Source organism: Serratia sp. CY55921 (assembly GCF_052167655.1).
GTDB lineage: Bacteria > Pseudomonadota > Gammaproteobacteria > Enterobacterales > Enterobacteriaceae > Serratia > Serratia ureilytica.
On the sequence record NZ_JBJNMU010000001.1, the window covers coordinates 1592337 to 1609974 of the forward strand.

The window sequence follows — 17638 nt, forward strand, 5'->3', positions numbered from 1 at the left end:
ACCCCGGCCAAGGCCGGGGCTATTAATCGTGTGCCGGTGACTTTCCCGGCTGTCATGTTATGGCGTAAGCGTCCATCCCACACTCCAACATTACGCAGACTAAGCGCGACTTTTTCACAACAGAAAAATAGACTTAAACGCGGCGTTATTAATTCTGCGGCAATCTGTTTTTCTGTTGCCAATAATCATTAATTATTGGAACGTCATCGAGGAATCGAACCCCAGTCCGCCAACGAATAATTTCGCTGCCGCTCTTCCTGCTGAGCTAATGACGTATCGAGAAAGACTCCGGGCGGACCCGGAGTTTATTCAGGCTGAGGATTTCATTGCTTAACTGCTCCGGCTTAAACCATCATCGCTGTCGTAAGAAATTGCACCTCGGCCGAAAATTATAACGCGACCACGTTGCCGGCAGAAGGCCCCTTCATGCCATTTTCGATAGTGAACTCAACCTGTTGGCCTTCGTCCAGCGTTTTGAAATCGTTGCTCTGGATAGCGGAGAAGTGTACGAACACATCTTTGCCGCCGTCTGCCGGGGTGATAAAGCCAAAGCCTTTACCTGCATCAAACCATTTTACCAAACCCGTCATTTTATTGGACATAGAGATATTTCCTTTATATTTTTGCGACGCCATAGGGCGATAGAGGTCTGTTTTTATTGGAAACTTATGGGGCACTAGAGAAGAGAATTCGCGGAAGAAGAGGTATCTGAGGGATATCGCTAATACTGAGAACTGCTTTACTAAAACTGCTTTCATAAGGTCTGTACTACAAACCGATGACGCTATTTACACACAGCTAAATTATTTAAGCAAGATATATTTTAAATTATATTCATCTGCCTCATAAATTTATTACCGCAAAGCACCGCCTGCATCTGCCGCTAACGGCCTATGAAAAAATTTTTTCGCACTGCTGGATCATACCGGCGATTCATTATAGAACTAGGTTCCCCCTTCTTACAGGCCGTTAACCGATGATTGATATGCCAGCCGTGCTCGCCGTCTTCACCGTGTATATTGTCGGCGTGGTGATCCCCGGCCCCAACTTTGTCGCCGTTGCACACAAAGCCGTTTCCGCGCGCCGCAGCGAGGCTTTCGCTCTGGTGGCAGGTATTGTCTTGGTCAACCTGTTCTGGGCGAGCAGCGCCCTGCTCGGCGTCGGCATGATTTTCACCCTGTTCCCTTGGCTGGCGCTGGCGGTAAAAGTGGCCGGCGCAGGTTATTTGATTTGGTTCGGTTATCGGCTGATCGCCCATGCAGCTCCCGGCTCAGGGGTTGTCGGCGCGGCGGGTGGGGTGAACTCCGGCTTCAGATCGGCATTCTTGCAAGGGGTCGCCACCAACATCGCCAACCCCAAATCCGTCGCCTTTTACGCCGCGGTGTTTTCGTCGGCGGCGCCTGCCCATGTCTCCATGCCCACCTTCGCCGCCATGCTGCTGGAGGTCGCGGTAGTCGCTAGCCTGTGGTATGGCCTGGTGGCGCTGGTGCTGTCGCACGCGCCGATCGCCAGCACCTACCGACGCAGTAAAGCCTGGATCGATCGCGCCTGCGGCGTGCTGATCATCAGCCTGGGCATCAGGCAGCTCTTCAGCCGATGATTGCGATCCCCAGCCGCTCCAGCAGTTGAGCGGCCTGGTGACTGTCCATTTTAACGCCCTGCAGATCGGTGGTACGCAAATCCAACTCGCCCAGTTCCGCGTTGCTCAGATCGCACTGGGTGACATCGGCGGCGCGCCAGTCAAAACCGGAGAATTCGCCGCCGGGCAGATCGGAGCCGCTGAAGCTGGCGCCGAGCACCTGCGCGCCGTGCCAACGGTTTTCCCACAGCTCGCATTTCTCCAACACCACTTTGGCAAAATTGGCGTAGCTCAGGTTGCTCTTGGTGATATAGGCGCTGCAAAACCAGGTGCGGCTGGTGATCATATTCATAAAGCTGGCGCCGCGAAAATCTGCTCCCTGCGCGCGACATTCGCGGATCTCCAACCCCAATGCGTCAACGTGGCGGAAATCGGCCATCGATAAATCGCAGCTTCTAAAACTCGCGTCTTTCAGGATTGCGCGGCTGAAGTTACCGCCCTGTCGGCTCTCGCGATCGTAAAATTGACAGCCGATAAATTCGGTGCCGGTCAGATCGGCGCCCGAAAAATCACACAGCATAAAGCTGCCGTTTTCAATTTTTTCGCCGGTAAAGCGGTTACGCGCGATCTTCTCACCCTTCAGCGCCAGGCTCATTGCAACACCCCTGTTTATTTATACAGTCAGTGCGGCATTTAATCCTATTCCGGCGCGGTTGGCAACCGCCGTCGCTCAGCGGCCATCCGCTGCGGGCGGTGCGAACGCCACCTTGACGATGCTGAAGCGCTTGACGCTTTCCGCCTGAGCGACGTCGGCAAAAAGTTTGGGGTAACGCGAGTTGACCACCCACACCTCGCCATCGCGCAGCGCGGCGCCAGTCGGCCCATCCAGCCCCGGCGGCGCGGCGACGGCGACGATATGCGCGCTGGCCCAGCCGTCCGTCGAGGAGAGCAGCGACACGTCACCGGACATGCCCCCTGTTCTCCCCGGATAAGACTGTACGATCACCAATTCGTTGGCGTTTTTGAGCCGCAGCCCGTCCGGCCCTTTCAGCCGATGCGGCAGCCTGATTTCACTTATCGCAGGCGTGTTATCCAGCGTCACCTTCCACAGCAGCCCGCGGGTGTAGTCCGCCGCGATCAGGTAGCCATCCGGGTGATACACGATGCCGTTGAGATAAGGTTGCGTGCCCTGCGCAGCCGCAGGCGCGTCGGCGGGCAGCAGAAGCGATGAGCGCACCAGGATCGACACCTGGCGCGTTGCCCGGTCGATCTTGTAAATCTGCGGCTGGAAGCTGTCGGTGACGTAGATATTGCCCTGCGCATCGAGCGCCAGATCGTTGGCGAGCGTCGGCCCACGGCTTAACGAAGACAGATCGTACACCTGCTGCAGCGCACCGGTATCGAGACGAAATTCCAACACCTGCGCCACGCGATTGCGCGTGCCGGGCGAAGAGTGGAGGGACACCCCTACGTCTTCATTGCACACCAGCACCCGGTTGCGCTCGGTGTCCACCAGCATGCCGGAGGTGGTAATCAGTCCCTTGCCGGTGGAAAAACGCCGATAGCGGCCATCGGGATAAACCAGGCCAAGTTGCCCGCCGCGCAGGGAAGACACCAAAAACGCGCCGGCGCGCGCATTCCAGGCGACGCCCTCTGGGTAAGCGCCGGCGGGATCCGGCGAAAAGTCGATGCGTTGCGTCGCGTGCGCCTGCACAACGCCGCCGATGAACAGTGCGATGCCGGCCAGCCGGGCAGCGCACCGACGTTGCGGCAATAACAAAGAGAATACGCGGAAGGGAAACATGGGCGTGCACCTGATGAGGAGTCGGATCGCTAGGGTAGCGTCGCGCCGCCGGCGGCACCAGCCGGGAAAAAGGCAATACGCCGCTAAAAAAATCGCAGTAATCGGCGCAAAAAAAACCGCCCGATATGGGCGGTTGACGTGACGGCGAACCGTTACTTCAGGGCTTCCTGAATAGCGTCGGCCATCGGGCCGATGTGCTTCTCCGCCGCCTTCAGCTGGAAATCCACACCGTTGCCATCGTTGGTGTCTGACAGCGTAGCCTTGATAAGCTCCAGCGCCGCCTGCACCGCCACCAGCCGCTTGTGCTGTTCGTCCGTGACCGGTTCGGCGCCCATGTTTGCCGGATAGTAATGCTCTAACATCGCGATCTCCTTTTGATGACGTTAAACCTTAACCTACCAGAAAACCGCGCATTTATTAAGGAAACCGCGCCCGGCGCGGCCGAATGGCGATAAATTGCACTATACTGGGCAAACCCGCCCTCCTGCCACAGGATCACCGCCATGTCATTCCAGGGAAGCTGCCACTGCGGCGCCGTCACCTTCTCCGTAGACGCCGAACTGCCGACCGAAGCCCTCAGCTGCAACTGTTCGATTTGCCGCCGCAAAGGGCTGCTGCTGTCGTTCTTCCCCATCAGCGCTTTCACGCTCAACAGCGGTCAGGACCAGCTCAGCACTTACACTTTCAATCACCACAGGATCCGCCATCAGTTCTGCCGAGTCTGCGGAGCCCAGCCCTTCGCCTACGGCACCGCGCCGGACGGCGCCGCGATGTGCGCCGTTAACCTGCGCTGCGTGCCTGACGTCGCGCTGGATGCGTTGCAGATCCACACCTACGACGGCGCCAGCGTCTGAGATTCCGCGTTTTCAGCGGTAGACGGAGAACTTCTTGGTGAGCGGCTTAAGCTGTTCAGTGTCGCCGTAGAGCGCTACCGCTACGAAGTCCAACTGCTCGTAGGGGGTATTGGCGGTGTCGGCGATCTGTTGTTCGGCGGAGTGCGACAGCATAGTGGTGGTGAAGAAGTTGGCCAACACGCCCTCTTCCTTGCACTTCAGAATCAGGTTGCTAAGCTGGCTACTGTTCTTGGCCTGCAGGATCACGATCGGATAGTGGCTCATATTGGCGCTGACGCCGTCGAGGCTGCTCGGATAATGGTGAAACTCGCGCTGCTCGATAAGATCGGTGATGCCTGCCGTCAGATGGCAGGAGGCGTTAAACAGCGTGGCTGGTTCGTGGTTGCGGTTGAGGATGATATAAAACTTTTTCTCGTTGTCGCTGTACATGCTCTTCTCCTTGAATAGGCAGCCAGTTTTACCCAACCTGCACGCGGTTTCAAGGCGCGATAAGGGGCCGCGTCCGGCCCCCGTGATAACGCAGCCGACTCAGACGGCGCCTTCACCCGGGCCGAGCGGCTGCGCCACCTGATGCAGCACGGTGATGTTCTGCAAAAGGGTACCGCCGTCGATCGGCTTCATCTGGCCGTCGCGATCTTTATAGTGCGTCGGCTTGGCGCCGTGGAAGAACAGCCCGGCGTTGACCTGCACGCCCAGATAACCTGCGCTGGCCGGCAGGCGCTGCACGTCGGTCCAGGGATTGGAAACCGGCACGTACTGGAAGCCCTCGCCCGTCTTGGCGTACAGCGGGCGCAGCAGCGTGACAAAGGCCATCATCGGCGACAGCGCGTCTTTAAAGATCTGCACCGGCCGATCGACCGTCATCAAGAAACCCTGCGGCTGCTCCTCGACCGTGTCGAGGCTCAGACTGCTGCTGATATCATCACCCCGGCCGCCATAGCTCCATTCAATGGCCGGCGCCCCACTCTCGTTCATCATCTCTGACATACACTGCTCCTTATAAAATGAATACAACACGCCTGCTGCGTGTCGGAACAGTAAACCGCTGAAGGGAGGCGAGCGTCCACGCCGGGCGGCACGCTGGCAAACCAAACAACGAAGGCGCGCAATCAATAAAGCTCGAAATGAATAATTTCCCCGCGTGATAGCGCAGCATTTGAACGACCTCAGCCGTTGCAAGAGCACATAGTGATGGCGTTACCGCCACTGGAGAGTGTTATGACCGCCATTAAACCGGACGCCATCGACCGCGTTTCCCCTGCCGCCACGCCCTGGCTAGCCGTCATCAACGTGCTGTTCGCCGGCATCGCCGCGGCGCTGCACGTGGGCAAGGCCACCATCGCGCTGCCGGCGCTACAGACCGAGTTCGGCCGTTCGCTCGAGGCGCTAAGCTGGGTTATTTCGGCCTTTCCCTTCGTCGGGGTGTTCGGCGGCATCGCCGCCGGGCTGCTGGTGCGCCGCTGGGGCGACCGGCGCCTGCTGGCGCTCGGATTGCTGATCGTCAGCGCCGCCAGCTTTACCGGCGCCACGCTCCACGACTTCAGCGGATTGATCGTCAGCCGCTTTGTCGAAGGCCTCGGCTTCGTGATCGTGGTGGTCGCCTCGCCGGCGGTGCTGAACCGCATCGTCGCCCCGGCGCAGCGCAGCCTGGTGTTCGGCATCTGGAGCACCTTCATGCCGGCGGGCATCGCCATTTCGCTGTTTTTCGGCCCTCACCTGGCGGGCTGGCAACAGAACTGGCAGGCCGGTGCGGCGCTGACGCTGCTGGCCGCGCTGCTGCTGCCGCTGACCACGCCGCGCCGCGCCGCCGACGCGCACGCTCCGCCGTTGCCGCTGCGGCAAGCGCTGGGCGCGATGCTGCGGGCGCGCCAGCCGCTGTTGCTGGCGCTGATGTTCACCGCTTATAACCTGCAGTTTTTCTCGGTGATGACCTTTTTACCGATCTTTCTGATGCAGCGCATCGGTCTGACGCTGGCGGCCGCCGGCGGCATCAGCGCGGCGGCGGTGGCGGCGAACATCATCGGCAATCTCGCCGCCGGCGTACTGCTGTCGCGCGGCCTGCGCGCCAGAACGCTGCTCGCGGCCACCAGCCTGGTCATCGGCATCTTCGGCATCGGCATTTTCCTGCCGGTGACGCCCAACGGCCTGCTGATCCCCTTGTGCTTCCTGTTCTGCGCCACCGCCGGCATACTGCCCGCCACCATTCTGGCCGCCACGCCGGCAGCGACGCCGGAGCCCACGCTGCTGCCGCTGAGTCTGGGGTTGGTGATGCAGGGGAACTACCTCGGCCAGGTGATCGGCCCGGTCGCGCTGAGCGCCATCGTGGCCGCGGCCGGTTGGGCGGCGCCGGCGTGGCTGGTGCTGGCGGCGGCGGTGTCAGGGGCGGGATTGGCGCTGATTTTTCGCCGCGAGCCGCGCAATGCGGCGTAATGGCGCAATAATGAGAAAGGAGGTTCTATTTATTATTAGCGGTGCTGAATATTCCCTGGTGCGGGCGCGTGCTTATCGTGAAGGATAAGGCCAGTGATGATCCAGGCCCGACAATGACAAGGCGCCGGTCGCAACAAGATAAATCAGCAGACCGGCGAAAGCGATCAGCAATGCCTTTTCGATAACGGCAAGTCGTTTGTGTTCTGTCATTTGCATACTCCTGCGTGGTATCGGGCGAACGGCCGCCCTCATCAACACTAGGAAAGCCTGGCGCAGGCGGCAAGCGCAACACACAAAATGAAACACAATCAATAAATTTTGTTAACTATTTAGCGTTCTTTCTTTCCTTGCGTCGCTGCCTGAGCCTCGCGCGGCGCCCTCCTTTCCCCTTAGTAACCCTATGGAATACGCCGTTAAAAATCCCCTACCGGATAAGCAAAGGTAATGATAGTGTTGTTTTCATTCAGTTCATCTATGCTGAAAATTCATCTTTTGAGGGACGACTATGATGTCTAAAGGCATTTCCAAGGGATTCTTTATTCTGATCCTGTTCATCGTTACCGCCGCCTTTCTCGACGTGCTGGGGCCTTATTACTCCTCGGTGCTGTGGGCGGTTATTCTGGCGGTGATTTTCCATCCGGTGAAAAAGAAGTTGAAACAGTACGTCGGCGAACGCAACGGCGTGGTGTCGCTGCTGACGGTGGCGCTGATCTGCCTGATCGTGTTCACGCCGTTAGCGATCATCGCCTCATCGCTGGCGATGGAATTCAACATGATCTACACCAAGCTGCAGACCAACAACAGCCAATTGCCGACCATGCTGGCGGACTTCATGCGTCACCTGCCCGGCTGGGCGCAGCGCTTCCTGGCGGAGCATAACCTCAACAGCGCCGCCGAGATCCAAAAACAACTTTCCGAGGTGGCGCTCAAGGGCGGGCAATACCTGGCGGGCAGCGTGTTCCTGATCGGCAAAGGCACCTTCAACTTCGTCGTCGGCTTCGGCGTGATGCTCTACCTGCTGTTCTTCCTGCTGAAAGACGGCCCCTATCTGGTGAACCTGGCGCTCGAAGCGCTGCCGCTCTCCCAGCACGTCAAGCACCACCTGTTCGTGAAGTTCGCCGCCGTCTCCCGCGCCACCGTCAAGGGCACGGTGGTGGTCGCCGTGGTGCAAGGTGCGCTCGGCGGGCTGGCGTTTTACTTTACCGGCATCGACGGCAGCCTGCTGTGGGGCGCGCTGATGGCGTTCCTGTCGATCATTCCGGCCGTGGGCTCCGCCATCATCTGGGTGCCGGCGGTGATCTACTTCTTCGCCACCGGCATGCTATGGAAAGCCATTTTCCTGGTGGTGTTCTTCGTGGTGGTGATCGGCCTGGTGGACAACATCCTGCGCCCGCTGCTGGTGGGCAAAGACACCAAAATGCCGGACTACCTGATCCTGATCTCCACCCTAGGCGGCATGGAGATCTACGGCATCAACGGCTTCGTCATCGGCCCCTTGATCGCCGCGCTGTTCATCGCTTGCTGGAACATCCTGTCCGGCCGCGACAGCGAGGAGAACATCGAAGAGATCGACGAAGAATTCATCGAGGAAGGCAAAAATCATCCCGACGCTGCGGAGTAACACTCTCGCAGCGAATCACACCGGGGCCCGTTTGGGCCCCTTTTTTGTCTGTGGTATCCTTGCCCGGCTCACAAGGAAGAACGGGTTTCGTTATGCTTATTTTTTACGCCACGCTGGCTATCGCCTTCACTCTGCTGTGCCTGATGGCCTTTCTCTATTGCGCTTATCAGCTGTCGAAGCACGGCGACGTCAAGTTTTTGGCCTCGCTTTCCGTGCTGCTCTTCGCGCTGCTGGCCTTCTATGCCGCTTATGGCTACGTCAGCACCTGGCTGCAACAGCAGGCGGTCGATGTCCGGCTGTATTAGCGCGCCGGGATAAAAAAGACCTGCTCCGGATCGCCGTCATCGAGATTGTCAATCTGGCCGCTGGCGACAAACCCGGCGTTCAACAGCAGCCGCTGCATCGGCAGGTTGGAGCGATTGGTGGAGGTGAACAGCTTCGGGTGCCGACAGTGGGACTTCAACGCCGTAATCAGCACCAGCCCGACGCCCCGGCGACGATAGCGCTCGCCAACCACCAGCATCTCGATAAAGCCGCAGCCGAAGAAGTGATAGTGCAGCACGCCGTAGCCCATCACCATGCCCTGTTCCTCGGCAAGATAACAGATGCCCTGCCCGCACCAGGCGCGGATCTGCGCCGCGCGCTGCGGCTCGTCTTCGGCGACGCTGTCGAGGGCGATCAGGGCTGCGGCATCGGTTTCAGTGGCAAGACGAACAAACATGTTTACCCCCTCATGCTTATGAGTGACGGCGACACCGCTTCAACGGAACGGCAACCGAAGCGGGATAACTTTTACATCCCCGCCGAATTTTGTAATCCTATTATAGAGTTACTAGAACCCACGCCAAGGAAGGAAAGCATTTCCCGATGAGAATCCCGCAAATCTCCGCCACCCTGCTGTTTACCCTGCTGCTGACGGGCTGCCAGTTCCACAAAACCGTGTTCCCGCCGCCGTATATCGGCACCCCGCAAGAGATCAGCACCTACGAAGTGAAAGGGCTGATGTTCGTCACCACCGTCACCTTCAGCGGCCTGTTCGCCGAAGACCTGGTGCGCGAATACGCACAGAAACATCACTATCGCTACTATGTGGTAACGATGCGCAGCAACGGCTTTAAAGATCGGGCCGAACGCGTGAGCGCGATGATGTATCGGTAGAGAGTGGCGCCACATGCCGTGAAATAATGCCGAAAAATCCAGGTTCAGCGCAGGAAAACGCGATATGGAACATGGTAAAGCCGCAAAGCCAGAGGCTGCATGAAAGTGCGGCCTGTGACTTTGATTTAATTATCTAGCATCGCAGTTGCCGCCCTTTATTTCACTGCGGGCGAAATTCCAATGTGATTATTTGGAACGCATTATGGATCTCTGGCGTTGGCGGCTTAGGCAGACGCGCATCGGCAACCGCCTTCATGGCGGCACGGCAAAGATCCGGATCGCCACCTTCAGTTCGAACACCGACTGGCATGCCGTCCGGCGCCAGCGTGATACGCAATGAACAGCGTTGGCCTGAGTAAGTGGCGGCGTCTTTAAAATGGCGTTGGATCTCCGCTTGCACCTGAGACAGGTAATGTAATTCCTCTTTTCCCGGCGCCTTTGGGTTGCCAAGGTTGGCGAAAAGATCGCCAACCTCTTTATTCACCGGATCGGTTTGGCTGGGGGCGGTGCTCTTGGCACACCCCGTTAATGCCAGCGCGAGCATCGCCGCCAATAATGTGGCGGCGCCGGTTTTAAAGCCTGAATGCGTGATTTTCATATCCCTGTCCTTATGGATGACTATCAGCCAAAATCAACGTGGTATTCGACAAGATCCCCGGCGCATACTTATACATAATTAACGCCCAACCACCAGAGACATTGTTAGCATCAAGCATCGGCATGCGGAGTATCGTGAGCCGATGATGACATGAAGCCATAGCGCCCTCACCGGGCAGTACGTCTGCGTATCCTGACCTATCGATAACGTTGTTATCCGAACGATCAATCACCCCATCAATAAATTAAGAAATTCTTAATTTTTTATCGCATTAAAAGCGTTTCAACGCTAACAATCTGGAGATTCTGCCTATACTTACTTTCCTGCTATTAAATTCATTTAAGTAACCAGGATGGTAAGTATGAAAAACAAACGACTCTTTGCCGCGCTTCTTACTGCGACTACGGTGATGTTCATGGCGGGCTGCGCTTCCAATCAGGCGATCAAAACAACGGATGGCAAGACCATTGTCACCGACGGCAAGCCTCAGGTCGATAAAGATACCGGGTTAGTCTCCTATCGAAATGCAGAAACGGGCAAAACGGAACAGATCAATCGAGACCAGATTGCAAACATGAGTGAGTTGGATAACTAAAAGGAGCTTCAAATGAAAAAAGCGCTTGTTCTTCCCGCGATCGCCCTGATTGCTATCGCCGCACTGTCAGGCTGCACACGCACCAGCTACGCCATTCATACCCACGATGGCAGAACGATCATCAGTGACGGCAAACCGAAAGAAACCTCTGCCGGGTTGATCGGGTATACCGACGCCAATGGCGTCAAACAGCAAATCAACAAGACGGAAGTCAAAGAGGTGTCGGAAATCCCTCATTAAGGTTCCGATAATCTGAGCCTGCTAAAACAAAGGGAGCCGATGGCTCCCTTTCTATTCAAACAGTAAGCGCGCCCATTGGCGTTTAACGATAACGTCGATAAACGCCTGACATTTCAGCAGACAACGTTGCCAGGTTTGCCATACGGATCTCCCCTTTCCCAGCGTCGAACGGCTATAATCCGATAAGTGGAGTTTTTTAAAACGATAAGGAGGGAGTATGTACAAAACTATTTTGGTTCCCGTGGATATTACCGAGCCGGAATTAACACAGCAGGTCATCCCGCATGTCAACGCGCTCGCCAGGCTCGAAGACTCCCACGTCCATTTCCTGGCGGTGATCCCGTCGCGCGCCACCTACGCGGCCTTCGGCTTTGCCGCCACGGCGGCGGTGGAAACCAAAGATGAAACCATTGCGATAGCGACCGAGGGGCTGGCGAAAGCGGCAAAACAATTCAGCGTTCCCGAGGATCGAGTGACCACGCATGTCGCCGTCGGCGATCCCAAAGATCAGATCCTGGAACTCGCTGATGCGCTTAACGCGGAGATTATTGTGATGGGTTCCAACCGCCCTTCTGCAATGACTTACCTTCTCGGCTCGAATGCCACCGCGGTGGTGCGCCACGCCAATTGCCCGGTGCTGGTCGTGCGTGAATCGGCTAACGCTTAAAATCGCTTGCTCATTTGAACAATAAAAAAACGGGAGCCCTAAGGCTCCCGCTCTCATTCAAGCGCTGAACACACTTACATGTGTTTAACGATAGCATCGCCAAACTCTGAACATTTCAGCAGTTTAGCGCCTTCCATCAGGCGTTCGAAGTCATAGGTCACGGTCTTGGCGGCGATGGCGCCTTCCATGCCTTTAACAATCAGGTCAGCCGCTTCGAACCAGCCCATGTGGCGCAGCATCATCTCTGCGGACAGGATGATAGAGCCTGGGTTCACTTTATCCTGGCCGGCGTACTTCGGCGCGGTGCCGTGAGTCGCTTCGAACAGCGCGCAGTCGGAGCCGATGTTGGCGCCCGGTGCGATACCGATGCCGCCTACCTGGGCCGCCAGGGCGTCGGAGATGTAGTCGCCGTTCAGGTTCATACAGGCAATCACGTCGTATTCCGCCGGGCGCAGCAGGATTTGCTGCAGGAAGGCGTCGGCGATCACGTCTTTAACCACGATCTCTTTGCCGGTGTTCGGGTTCTTGATCTTCAGCCATGGGCCGCCGTCGATCAGCTCGCCGCCGAACTCTTCGCGCGCCAGCTCATAGCCCCAATCCTTGAAGGCACCTTCGGTGAACTTCATGATGTTGCCTTTGTGAACCAGGGTCACGGAGTCACGGTCGTTGGTGATGGCGTATTCGATCGCCGCACGCACCAGACGCTTGGTCCCTTCCTCGGAGCATGGCTTCACGCCGATACCGCACTGCTCTGGGAAGCGGATTTTCTTCACGCCCATTTCGTCGCGCAGGAATTTGATCACTTTGTCCGCTTCGGCGGAGCCGGCTTTCCACTCGATGCCGGCGTAGATGTCTTCGGCGTTTTCGCGGAAGATCACCATGTCGGTCAGCTCAGGCTGTTTCACCGGGCTTGGAGTGCCCTGGTAGTAACGCACCGGGCGCAGGCACACGTACAGGTCCAGCTGCTGGCGCAGGGCCACGTTCAGAGAACGGATGCCGCCGCCGACCGGGGTGGTCAGGGGGCCTTTGATGGCGACGCGGTAGTCGCGGATCAGGTCCAGAGTTTCGTCCGGCAGCCACACGTCTTTACCGTAAACGTGGGTAGATTTTTCGCCGGTGTAGATTTCCATCCAGGAGATTTTACGTTCGCCGTGGTAAGCCTTTTTAACGGCCGCATCAACCACGTGGATCATGGCAGGAGTCACGTCAACGCCGATGCCGTCGCCTTCGATGAACGGGATGATCGGGTTATGAGGAACAACCAGTTTACCCTGGGCGTCAACCGTGATTTTTTTACCTTCTGCCGGAACAACTACTTTGCTTTCCATCAACCTCTCCTTCAAGCGCAATTTTGTTAATGCTTTGTAAGATGCGTGTAGATACTACTTGAATATTCGGTCCGCGCCAATCCGAAACGGATTCGGTTATAATGCGCTTATCATCCGTAATCTCAACTGTTATGAAAAAATTCTCTGTTAGAAATCACAACGTTAAACGATTCAGCAAGCCGAATGCCGCCAAACCCGCCGCGCCGAAGGGGCCACGTCGAATTGTGTTATTCAACAAGCCCTTCGACGTGTTGCCGCAGTTCACCGACGAAGCCGGCCGCGCCACGCTGAAAGAGTACATCCCCTTCCCCGACGTTTACGCCGCCGGGCGCCTGGATCGCGACAGCGAAGGGCTGCTGGTGCTGACCAACGACGGCCAGCTGCAGGCGCAGCTCACCCAGCCGGGCAAGCGCACCGGCAAAATCTATTATGTGCAGGTCGAGGGCGCGCCGCAGGAAAGCGATCTGGCGCCATTGCGCTGCGGCGTTACGCTGAAAGACGGCCCCACGCTGCCCGCCGGGGTGGAGCTGGTAGCCGAGCCGCAGTGGCTGTGGCCGCGCAACCCGCCGATCCGCGAGCGTAAATCCATCCCCACCAGTTGGCTGAAAATCACCCTGTTCGAAGGGCGAAACCGCCAGGTGCGTCGCATGACGGCGCATATCGGGTTCCCTACCCTGCGGCTGATTCGCTACAGTATGGGTAATCTTTCGCTGGGCTCACTGCAGCCTGGTGAATGGAAAAGCATCGATTCTCTGTAGACCGATAACTGATGGAGGCGCCATGAAATCCACGCCGATCGCGCTGCTGCTCGCCGCTCTGGCGGCCCCGTTTGCCGCCCAGGCCGCCAGCTTCGACTGCGCCAAGGCGGCAAGCCGCGATGAGCAAGCCATCTGCGCCAACCGCACGCTGAACGATTTGGATGTGCAAATGGCCACCCAATACCAATTGCTGCGCGGCCTGTTCGCCATGGGAGCGCGCGGCGCGATGCAGGACAGCCAGCAGGCCTGGCTGGCAAAACGCCAGCAGTGCGGCGGCGACACCGCCTGTCTGCTCAAAAGCTACCGCACCCGCATCGCCGAGCTGGACGATATCTATCGGCGCATCGACAAACCGCTGTAAGGAGACCGCATGTTCAAACCGCACGTCACCGTGGCCTGCGTAGTGCACGCCGCCGGCAAATTTTTAATTGTCGAAGAGACCATCAACGGCAAAGCGCTGTGGAATCAGCCGGCCGGCCACCTGGAGGCCGACGAGACGCTGGTGCAGGCCGCCGAGCGCGAGCTGTGGGAAGAGACCGGCATCCGCGCCACCCCGCAGGCGTTTTTACGTCTGCACCAATGGATTGCGCCGGATCGCACGCCGTTCCTGCGGTTTTGCTTCGTCATCGAGCTGGAACAGCCGCTGCCGACCGAGCCGCACGACAGCGACATCGATCGCTGCCTGTGGTTGAGCGCCGACGAGATTTTGCAGGCGCCCAACCTGCGTTCCGCGCTGGTGGCCGAGAGCATTCGCAGCTACCAGCAGCCGGAGCGCTACCCGCTGTCGCTGGTCGGCAGCTTCGCCTGGCCGTTTTAAGGGCACCGTGCAGCACAAGATGAACAGTGCGCCAGCGCGGGCAACGTGGTAAAATCCTGCGCTTGTTTTTATCAGCACGGTTCGTGTTCAAGTTCGTGAGATCCCCATGTCAGACAACAGCCAGAAAAAAGTAATCGTCGGTATGTCCGGCGGCGTCGACTCTTCCGTTACCGCCTATCTGTTACAGCAACAGGGCTATCAGGTCGCTGGGCTGTTCATGAAAAACTGGGAAGAAGACGACGACGAAGAGTACTGCTCCGCCGCGACCGATCTGGCCGACGCACAAGCGGTCTGCGACAAGCTGGGCATCGAACTGCACACGGTGAACTTTGCGGCGGAATACTGGGACAACGTGTTTGAGCTGTTCCTGGAAGAGTACAAGGCCGGCCGCACGCCGAACCCGGACATCCTGTGCAATAAAGAAATCAAATTCAAAGCCTTCCTGGAGTTCGCCGCCGAAGACCTGGGGGCCGATTTCATCGCCACCGGCCATTACGTGCGTCGCCAGGACGTGGACGGCAAAAGCCGCCTGCTGCGCGGCGTCGACGGCAACAAAGATCAGAGCTACTTCCTCTATACGCTGAGCCACGAGCAGGTGGCGCAAAGCCTGTTCCCGGTTGGGGAACTGGAGAAGCCGGAGGTGCGCCGCATCGCCGAGCAACTGGAGCTGGTCACCGCCAAGAAGAAAGACTCCACCGGCATCTGCTTTATCGGTGAGCGCAAATTCCGCGACTTCCTCGGCCGCTACCTGCCGGCGCAGCCGGGCCCGATCGTCAGCGTCGACGGCCAGACCGTCGGCGAACACCAGGGCCTGATGTATCACACCCTGGGCCAGCGCAAAGGGTTAGGCATCGGCGGCCTGAAAGACAGCAGCGAAGATCCGTGGTACGTGGTGGATAAAGACGTGGCCAATAACGTGCTGGTGGTCGCGCAAGGGCACGATCACCCGCGCCTGATGTCAGTCGGCCTTATCGCGCAGCAGCTGCACTGGGTTGATCGCCTGCCGCTGACCGGCCCGTTCCGCTGTACGGTGAAGACCCGCTATCGCCAGCAGGACATCCCTTGCACCGTGACCCCGCTCGACGACGAACGCATCGAAGTGCGTTTCGACGAGCCGGTCTCTGCCGTCACCCCCGGCCAGTCGGCGGTGTTCTACCAGGGCGAAATCTGCCTCGGCGGCGGCATCATCGAACAGCGCCTGGCGTAGTTCGCCTGCCGCCCAAGAAAAACGCTGCGTTTACCGCAGCGTTTTTTTTATTCAGAATTCCACCTGCGCCCCCAGTTCGATCACCCGGTTTGGCGGGATTTCGAACAGATCCGGCGCCCGCAGCGCGTTGCGCTGCAACAGCTGGAACACCTTGCCGCGTACGCGCAGATACCAGGGGCGCTTGCCCAATACCAGCGTATCGCGCGACATGAAGAACGAGGTCTCGTTCATGGTGAAACTCATCCCCTCCAGGCCGCAGCGATAAAGGATATCCGTCACGTTGGGCGTTTCGCGCCAGCCGTAGCTCGCCACCACCCGCCAAAAGCTCGTCGACAGCTGTTCGATCGCCACCCGCTGCACGTTGTGCACATACGGCATGTCGGTAGTCACGATAGTCAGCAGCACCACGCGCTCATGCAACACCTTGTTGTGCTTCAGGTTATGCAGCAGCACCAGCGGCACCGCATGCGGCGTGCGCTCCATAAACACCGCGGTGCCCGGCACCCGCTTCGGCGGCGCCTTCTCCAGCGACTCGATCAGCGCGGTCAGCCCTTCCTGGTTGTCGCGCAGCCGGCGGATCAGGCGCGAGCGCTCGGTCTTCCAGGTCAGCATGATCAGCAGAATGATCAACCCCAGCGCCACCGGCAGCCAGCCGCCGGTCGCCAGTTTGATCAGGTTGGCGCCGAACAGCGGCACGTCGATGCACAGCATGGCAAGCAGCATCAGCCCACCCAGATAGCGCGGCCAGCCCCAGTTTTTCACCGCCACGATGCTCAGCAAAATCGACGACAGCAGCATGGTGCCGGTCACCACGATGCCGTAAGCCGAGGCCAGGTTGCTGGAGTGTTTGAAACTGATAATCACGATCAACACCGCCGCGAACAATAGCCAGTTCACCACCGGAATGTAGATCTGCCCGGACTCCTGATCGGAGGTATAAATGATGCGCATCGGCGGCAGGTAGCCCAGCCGCACCGCCTGGCGCGTCAGGGAGAAGACGCCGGAGATCACCGCCTGCGAGGCGATCACCGTCGCCAACGTGGCGATCACCAGCAGCGGGATCAGCGCCCAGGTGGGCGCCAGCAGGAAGAACGGGTTATTGATCGCCGCCGGGTTGGCCAACAGCAGCGCCCCCTGGCCAAAGTAGTTCAGCACCAGCGCCGGCGCCACCAGCGTAAACCACGCCAGGCGGATCGGTTTTTTGCCGAAGTGGCCCATGTCGGCGTACAGCGCTTCGGCGCCGGTGACCGACAGCACCACCATGCCCAGCGCGAAGAACGACACTGCCTTGTACTCGAGGAAGAAATTCACCGCCCAGTAAGGGTTCAGCGCCCGCAGCACGCCGGGGTGATGCAAAATGCCGCCGATGCCGAGCAGCGCCAGCGTCAGGAACCAGATGACCATCGCCGGGGCGAACAGTTTGCCGACGCTGCCGGTGCCGTGTTTCTGGATCGCGAACAGCGCGGTCAACACCAGCAGCGACAGCGGCACGATAAAGCTGTCCAGCTCAGGGGCGATAATCTGCAGGCCTTCGATAGCCGAGAGCACCGAAATGGCCGGGGTAATCACCCCATCGCCATAAAAGAAGCTGCCGCCCACCAGCCCGACCAGCACCGCCGCCGGCACCCAGCGCGCATCCAGCTTGCGGATCGCCAGCGACATCAGCGTCAGAATTCCCCCTTCACCGTCGTTGTCGGCGCGCATCACGAAGCAGACGTATTTGATCGACACCACCAGCGTCAACAGCCAGAAAATCAATGACAGAAAGCCGTAGATCGACGTCGGCGTCAGGGTGATCCCTTCTTCCGCCGTCAGGCATTCGCGCAGGGTATACAGCGGGCTGGTGCCGATATCGCCGTACACCACGCCGATGGCCGCCAGCGTCACCGCCGGCAGCGGCTGCTTGTTTTTTACGTGCATATAAAGGTCTTTATTTGAGGGGTCACGTTGGCAGTATAGATGCAGCCGCCGCACTTTATTTG

The 17638-nt window shown here is 58.5% G+C and carries 24 protein-coding genes and 1 pseudogene; 13 read left to right on the plus strand and 12 right to left on the minus strand.

The genetic code is table 11. From position 1 onward, the window contains the following. Window positions 1–196: 196 nt before the first annotated feature. Both ACJ8M3_RS07555 and cspE read right to left on the minus strand, forming a co-directional pair. Window positions 197–275, minus strand: a pseudogene (locus ACJ8M3_RS07555). 114 nt (window positions 276–389) lie between these two features. Then, complete coding sequence (gene cspE / locus ACJ8M3_RS07560; RefSeq protein WP_004941268.1) at window positions 390–602, minus strand: transcription antiterminator/RNA stability regulator CspE; 213 nt, start codon at window positions 600–602, stop codon at window positions 390–392. A gap of 374 nt (window positions 603–976) precedes the next feature. Between cspE and ACJ8M3_RS07565 the strand changes: the two genes are divergently transcribed. Next, window positions 977–1600: a LysE family translocator gene (locus tag ACJ8M3_RS07565; protein ID WP_089196961.1), complete on the plus strand. Its 624-nt coding sequence runs from the start codon at window positions 977–979 to the stop codon at window positions 1598–1600. Here the strand turns inward: ACJ8M3_RS07565 and ACJ8M3_RS07570 are convergent. The 3 genes from ACJ8M3_RS07570 to ACJ8M3_RS07580 all read right to left on the minus strand — a co-directional run bounded on the left by ACJ8M3_RS07570 (window position 1590) and on the right by ACJ8M3_RS07580 (window position 3745). Next, window positions 1590–2234 carry a Qnr family pentapeptide repeat protein gene (locus tag ACJ8M3_RS07570; protein WP_089196960.1) on the minus strand — a complete coding sequence of 215 codons (645 nt, stop codon included), beginning with the start codon at window positions 2232–2234 and terminating at the stop codon, window positions 1590–1592. The genes ACJ8M3_RS07565 and ACJ8M3_RS07570 overlap by 11 nt on opposite strands. Before the next feature lie 75 nt (window positions 2235–2309). Further along, on the minus strand, window positions 2310–3383 hold the full coding sequence (locus ACJ8M3_RS07575) for an SMP-30/gluconolactonase/LRE family protein (RefSeq protein WP_060660812.1): 1074 nt from the start codon (window positions 3381–3383) through the stop codon (window positions 2310–2312). 152 nt (window positions 3384–3535) lie between these two features. After that, a complete protein-coding gene (locus ACJ8M3_RS07580) occupies window positions 3536–3745 on the minus strand; it encodes a hypothetical protein (protein ID WP_004941260.1) in 210 nt (69 codons plus the stop codon). Window positions 3746–3886: 141 nt separating this feature from the next. Between ACJ8M3_RS07580 and ACJ8M3_RS07585 the strand changes: the two genes are divergently transcribed. Beyond that, window positions 3887–4237 (plus strand): GFA family protein, encoded by a 351-nt coding sequence (locus ACJ8M3_RS07585; protein ID WP_033642794.1) that lies wholly within the window; start codon window positions 3887–3889, stop codon window positions 4235–4237. A 12-nt stretch (window positions 4238–4249) separates the two neighbouring features. On the opposite strand, the gene ACJ8M3_RS07590 is transcribed toward ACJ8M3_RS07585, so the two are convergent. Together ACJ8M3_RS07590 and ACJ8M3_RS07595 are read right to left on the minus strand one after the other, a co-directional pair. After that, on the minus strand, window positions 4250–4666 hold the full coding sequence (locus ACJ8M3_RS07590) for a DUF2000 domain-containing protein (RefSeq protein WP_033642793.1): 417 nt from the start codon (window positions 4664–4666) through the stop codon (window positions 4250–4252). 99 nt (window positions 4667–4765) lie between these two features. Further along, window positions 4766–5224 carry a hypothetical protein gene (locus tag ACJ8M3_RS07595; RefSeq protein ID WP_060660813.1) on the minus strand — a complete coding sequence of 153 codons (459 nt, stop codon included), beginning with the start codon at window positions 5222–5224 and terminating at the stop codon, window positions 4766–4768. 231 nt (window positions 5225–5455) lie between these two features. Between ACJ8M3_RS07595 and ACJ8M3_RS07600 the strand changes: the two genes are divergently transcribed. Continuing rightward, window positions 5456–6667 (plus strand): MFS transporter, encoded by a 1212-nt coding sequence (locus ACJ8M3_RS07600; protein WP_089196959.1) that lies wholly within the window; start codon window positions 5456–5458, stop codon window positions 6665–6667. 72 nt (window positions 6668–6739) lie between these two features. Here the strand turns inward: ACJ8M3_RS07600 and ACJ8M3_RS07605 are convergent, their stop codons facing one another. After that, window positions 6740–6877, minus strand: a complete 138-nt coding sequence (locus ACJ8M3_RS07605) for a hypothetical protein (protein WP_016928056.1) — start codon at window positions 6875–6877, stop codon at window positions 6740–6742. A 295-nt stretch (window positions 6878–7172) separates the two neighbouring features. Between ACJ8M3_RS07605 and ACJ8M3_RS07610 the strand changes: the two genes are divergently transcribed. Next, window positions 7173–8288, plus strand: a complete 1116-nt coding sequence (locus ACJ8M3_RS07610) for an AI-2E family transporter (RefSeq protein WP_046686916.1) — start codon at window positions 7173–7175, stop codon at window positions 8286–8288. Window positions 8289–8380: 92 nt separating this feature from the next. After that, window positions 8381–8593 carry a hypothetical protein gene (locus tag ACJ8M3_RS07615; RefSeq protein WP_033638232.1) on the plus strand — a complete coding sequence of 71 codons (213 nt, stop codon included), beginning with the start codon at window positions 8381–8383 and terminating at the stop codon, window positions 8591–8593. Here ACJ8M3_RS07615 and ACJ8M3_RS07620 read toward each other — a convergent pair. Further along, window positions 8590–9009, minus strand: coding sequence for a GNAT family N-acetyltransferase (locus ACJ8M3_RS07620; protein WP_089196958.1), 420 nt, complete (start codon window positions 9007–9009; stop codon window positions 8590–8592). The genes ACJ8M3_RS07615 and ACJ8M3_RS07620 overlap by 4 nt on opposite strands. A 146-nt stretch (window positions 9010–9155) precedes the next feature. On the opposite strand from ACJ8M3_RS07620, the gene ACJ8M3_RS07625 reads away from it, so the two are divergent. Next, window positions 9156–9446 carry a hypothetical protein gene (locus ACJ8M3_RS07625; protein WP_089196957.1) on the plus strand — a complete coding sequence of 97 codons (291 nt, stop codon included), beginning with the start codon at window positions 9156–9158 and terminating at the stop codon, window positions 9444–9446. A 160-nt stretch (window positions 9447–9606) separates the two neighbouring features. Here the strand turns inward: ACJ8M3_RS07625 and tolA are convergent, their stop codons facing one another. After that, the gene (tolA, locus tag ACJ8M3_RS07630) at window positions 9607–10044 is read right to left on the minus strand and encodes a cell envelope integrity protein TolA (protein ID WP_089196956.1); all 438 of its coding nucleotides are present in this window, start codon (window positions 10042–10044) and stop codon (window positions 9607–9609) included. A 361-nt stretch (window positions 10045–10405) separates the two neighbouring features. On the opposite strand from tolA, the gene ACJ8M3_RS07635 reads away from it, so the two are divergent. The 3 genes from ACJ8M3_RS07635 (at window position 10406) to uspF (ending at window position 11546) form a co-directional block, all read left to right on the plus strand. Beyond that, window positions 10406–10639 carry a YgdI/YgdR family lipoprotein gene (locus tag ACJ8M3_RS07635; RefSeq protein WP_089196955.1) on the plus strand — a complete coding sequence of 78 codons (234 nt, stop codon included), beginning with the start codon at window positions 10406–10408 and terminating at the stop codon, window positions 10637–10639. A 12-nt stretch (window positions 10640–10651) separates the two neighbouring features. Next, window positions 10652–10879, plus strand: coding sequence for a YgdI/YgdR family lipoprotein (locus ACJ8M3_RS07640; protein WP_089194648.1), 228 nt, complete (start codon window positions 10652–10654; stop codon window positions 10877–10879). 217 nt (window positions 10880–11096) lie between these two features. Then, window positions 11097–11546: a universal stress protein UspF gene (gene uspF, locus ACJ8M3_RS07645; RefSeq protein WP_042784284.1), complete on the plus strand. Its 450-nt coding sequence runs from the start codon at window positions 11097–11099 to the stop codon at window positions 11544–11546. A gap of 74 nt (window positions 11547–11620) precedes the next feature. Here uspF and icd read toward each other — a convergent pair whose 3' ends face one another. After that, on the minus strand, window positions 11621–12874 hold the full coding sequence (gene icd, locus ACJ8M3_RS07650) for an NADP-dependent isocitrate dehydrogenase (protein WP_015377612.1): 1254 nt from the start codon (window positions 12872–12874) through the stop codon (window positions 11621–11623). A gap of 131 nt (window positions 12875–13005) precedes the next feature. Between icd and rluE the strand changes: the two genes are divergently transcribed. The 4 genes from rluE to mnmA all read left to right on the plus strand — a co-directional run bounded on the left by rluE (window position 13006) and on the right by mnmA (window position 15656). Then, entirely contained in the window at window positions 13006–13632 is a 627-nt protein-coding gene (rluE, locus tag ACJ8M3_RS07655; protein ID WP_046686908.1) for a 23S rRNA pseudouridine(2457) synthase RluE, read from the plus strand. 22 nt (window positions 13633–13654) lie between these two features. Further along, the gene (locus ACJ8M3_RS07660; protein WP_046686907.1) at window positions 13655–13993 is read left to right on the plus strand and encodes a lysozyme inhibitor LprI family protein; all 339 of its coding nucleotides are present in this window, start codon (window positions 13655–13657) and stop codon (window positions 13991–13993) included. A 9-nt stretch (window positions 13994–14002) separates the two neighbouring features. Next, entirely contained in the window at window positions 14003–14449 is a 447-nt protein-coding gene (locus ACJ8M3_RS07665; RefSeq protein ID WP_060387611.1) for an NUDIX hydrolase, read from the plus strand. 106 nt (window positions 14450–14555) lie between these two features. Continuing rightward, window positions 14556–15656: a tRNA 2-thiouridine(34) synthase MnmA gene (mnmA, locus tag ACJ8M3_RS07670; protein WP_016928066.1), complete on the plus strand. Its 1101-nt coding sequence runs from the start codon at window positions 14556–14558 to the stop codon at window positions 15654–15656. Window positions 15657–15707: 51 nt separating this feature from the next. On the opposite strand, the gene kup is transcribed toward mnmA, so the two are convergent. After that, window positions 15708–17576, minus strand: a complete 1869-nt coding sequence (kup, locus tag ACJ8M3_RS07675; protein ID WP_033642781.1) for a low affinity potassium transporter Kup — start codon at window positions 17574–17576, stop codon at window positions 15708–15710. Window positions 17577–17638 lie beyond the last annotated feature (62 nt).

What these genes read in the sequence shown, in the direction of transcription:
- kup (WP_033642781.1), bottom strand. Translation starts at nt 17,576, where the DNA reads ATGCACGTAAAAAACAAGCAGCCGCTGCCGGCGGTGACGCTGGCGGCC.
- ACJ8M3_RS07575 (WP_060660812.1), bottom strand. Translation starts at nt 3,383, where the DNA reads ATGTTTCCCTTCCGCGTATTCTCTTTGTTATTGCCGCAACGTCGGTGC.
- uspF (WP_042784284.1), top strand. Translation starts at nt 11,097, where the DNA reads ATGTACAAAACTATTTTGGTTCCCGTGGATATTACCGAGCCGGAATTA.
- ACJ8M3_RS07625 (WP_089196957.1), top strand. Translation starts at nt 9,156, where the DNA reads ATGAGAATCCCGCAAATCTCCGCCACCCTGCTGTTTACCCTGCTGCTG.
- mnmA (WP_016928066.1), top strand. Translation starts at nt 14,556, where the DNA reads ATGTCAGACAACAGCCAGAAAAAAGTAATCGTCGGTATGTCCGGCGGC.
- ACJ8M3_RS07660 (WP_046686907.1), top strand. Translation starts at nt 13,655, where the DNA reads ATGAAATCCACGCCGATCGCGCTGCTGCTCGCCGCTCTGGCGGCCCCG.
- ACJ8M3_RS07565 (WP_089196961.1), top strand. Translation starts at nt 977, where the DNA reads ATGATTGATATGCCAGCCGTGCTCGCCGTCTTCACCGTGTATATTGTC.
- ACJ8M3_RS07665 (WP_060387611.1), top strand. Translation starts at nt 14,003, where the DNA reads ATGTTCAAACCGCACGTCACCGTGGCCTGCGTAGTGCACGCCGCCGGC.
- ACJ8M3_RS07640 (WP_089194648.1), top strand. Translation starts at nt 10,652, where the DNA reads ATGAAAAAAGCGCTTGTTCTTCCCGCGATCGCCCTGATTGCTATCGCC.
- rluE (WP_046686908.1), top strand. Translation starts at nt 13,006, where the DNA reads ATGAAAAAATTCTCTGTTAGAAATCACAACGTTAAACGATTCAGCAAG.
- ACJ8M3_RS07620 (WP_089196958.1), bottom strand. Translation starts at nt 9,009, where the DNA reads ATGTTTGTTCGTCTTGCCACTGAAACCGATGCCGCAGCCCTGATCGCC.
- ACJ8M3_RS07595 (WP_060660813.1), bottom strand. Translation starts at nt 5,224, where the DNA reads ATGTCAGAGATGATGAACGAGAGTGGGGCGCCGGCCATTGAATGGAGC.
- ACJ8M3_RS07585 (WP_033642794.1), top strand. Translation starts at nt 3,887, where the DNA reads ATGTCATTCCAGGGAAGCTGCCACTGCGGCGCCGTCACCTTCTCCGTA.
- ACJ8M3_RS07615 (WP_033638232.1), top strand. Translation starts at nt 8,381, where the DNA reads ATGCTTATTTTTTACGCCACGCTGGCTATCGCCTTCACTCTGCTGTGC.
- ACJ8M3_RS07580 (WP_004941260.1), bottom strand. Translation starts at nt 3,745, where the DNA reads ATGTTAGAGCATTACTATCCGGCAAACATGGGCGCCGAACCGGTCACG.
- ACJ8M3_RS07610 (WP_046686916.1), top strand. Translation starts at nt 7,173, where the DNA reads ATGATGTCTAAAGGCATTTCCAAGGGATTCTTTATTCTGATCCTGTTC.
- ACJ8M3_RS07635 (WP_089196955.1), top strand. Translation starts at nt 10,406, where the DNA reads ATGAAAAACAAACGACTCTTTGCCGCGCTTCTTACTGCGACTACGGTG.
- ACJ8M3_RS07605 (WP_016928056.1), bottom strand. Translation starts at nt 6,877, where the DNA reads ATGACAGAACACAAACGACTTGCCGTTATCGAAAAGGCATTGCTGATC.
- tolA (WP_089196956.1), bottom strand. Translation starts at nt 10,044, where the DNA reads ATGAAAATCACGCATTCAGGCTTTAAAACCGGCGCCGCCACATTATTG.
- ACJ8M3_RS07570 (WP_089196960.1), bottom strand. Translation starts at nt 2,234, where the DNA reads ATGAGCCTGGCGCTGAAGGGTGAGAAGATCGCGCGTAACCGCTTTACC.
- cspE (WP_004941268.1), bottom strand. Translation starts at nt 602, where the DNA reads ATGTCCAATAAAATGACGGGTTTGGTAAAATGGTTTGATGCAGGTAAA.
- ACJ8M3_RS07590 (WP_033642793.1), bottom strand. Translation starts at nt 4,666, where the DNA reads ATGTACAGCGACAACGAGAAAAAGTTTTATATCATCCTCAACCGCAAC.
- ACJ8M3_RS07600 (WP_089196959.1), top strand. Translation starts at nt 5,456, where the DNA reads ATGACCGCCATTAAACCGGACGCCATCGACCGCGTTTCCCCTGCCGCC.
- icd (WP_015377612.1), bottom strand. Translation starts at nt 12,874, where the DNA reads ATGGAAAGCAAAGTAGTTGTTCCGGCAGAAGGTAAAAAAATCACGGTT.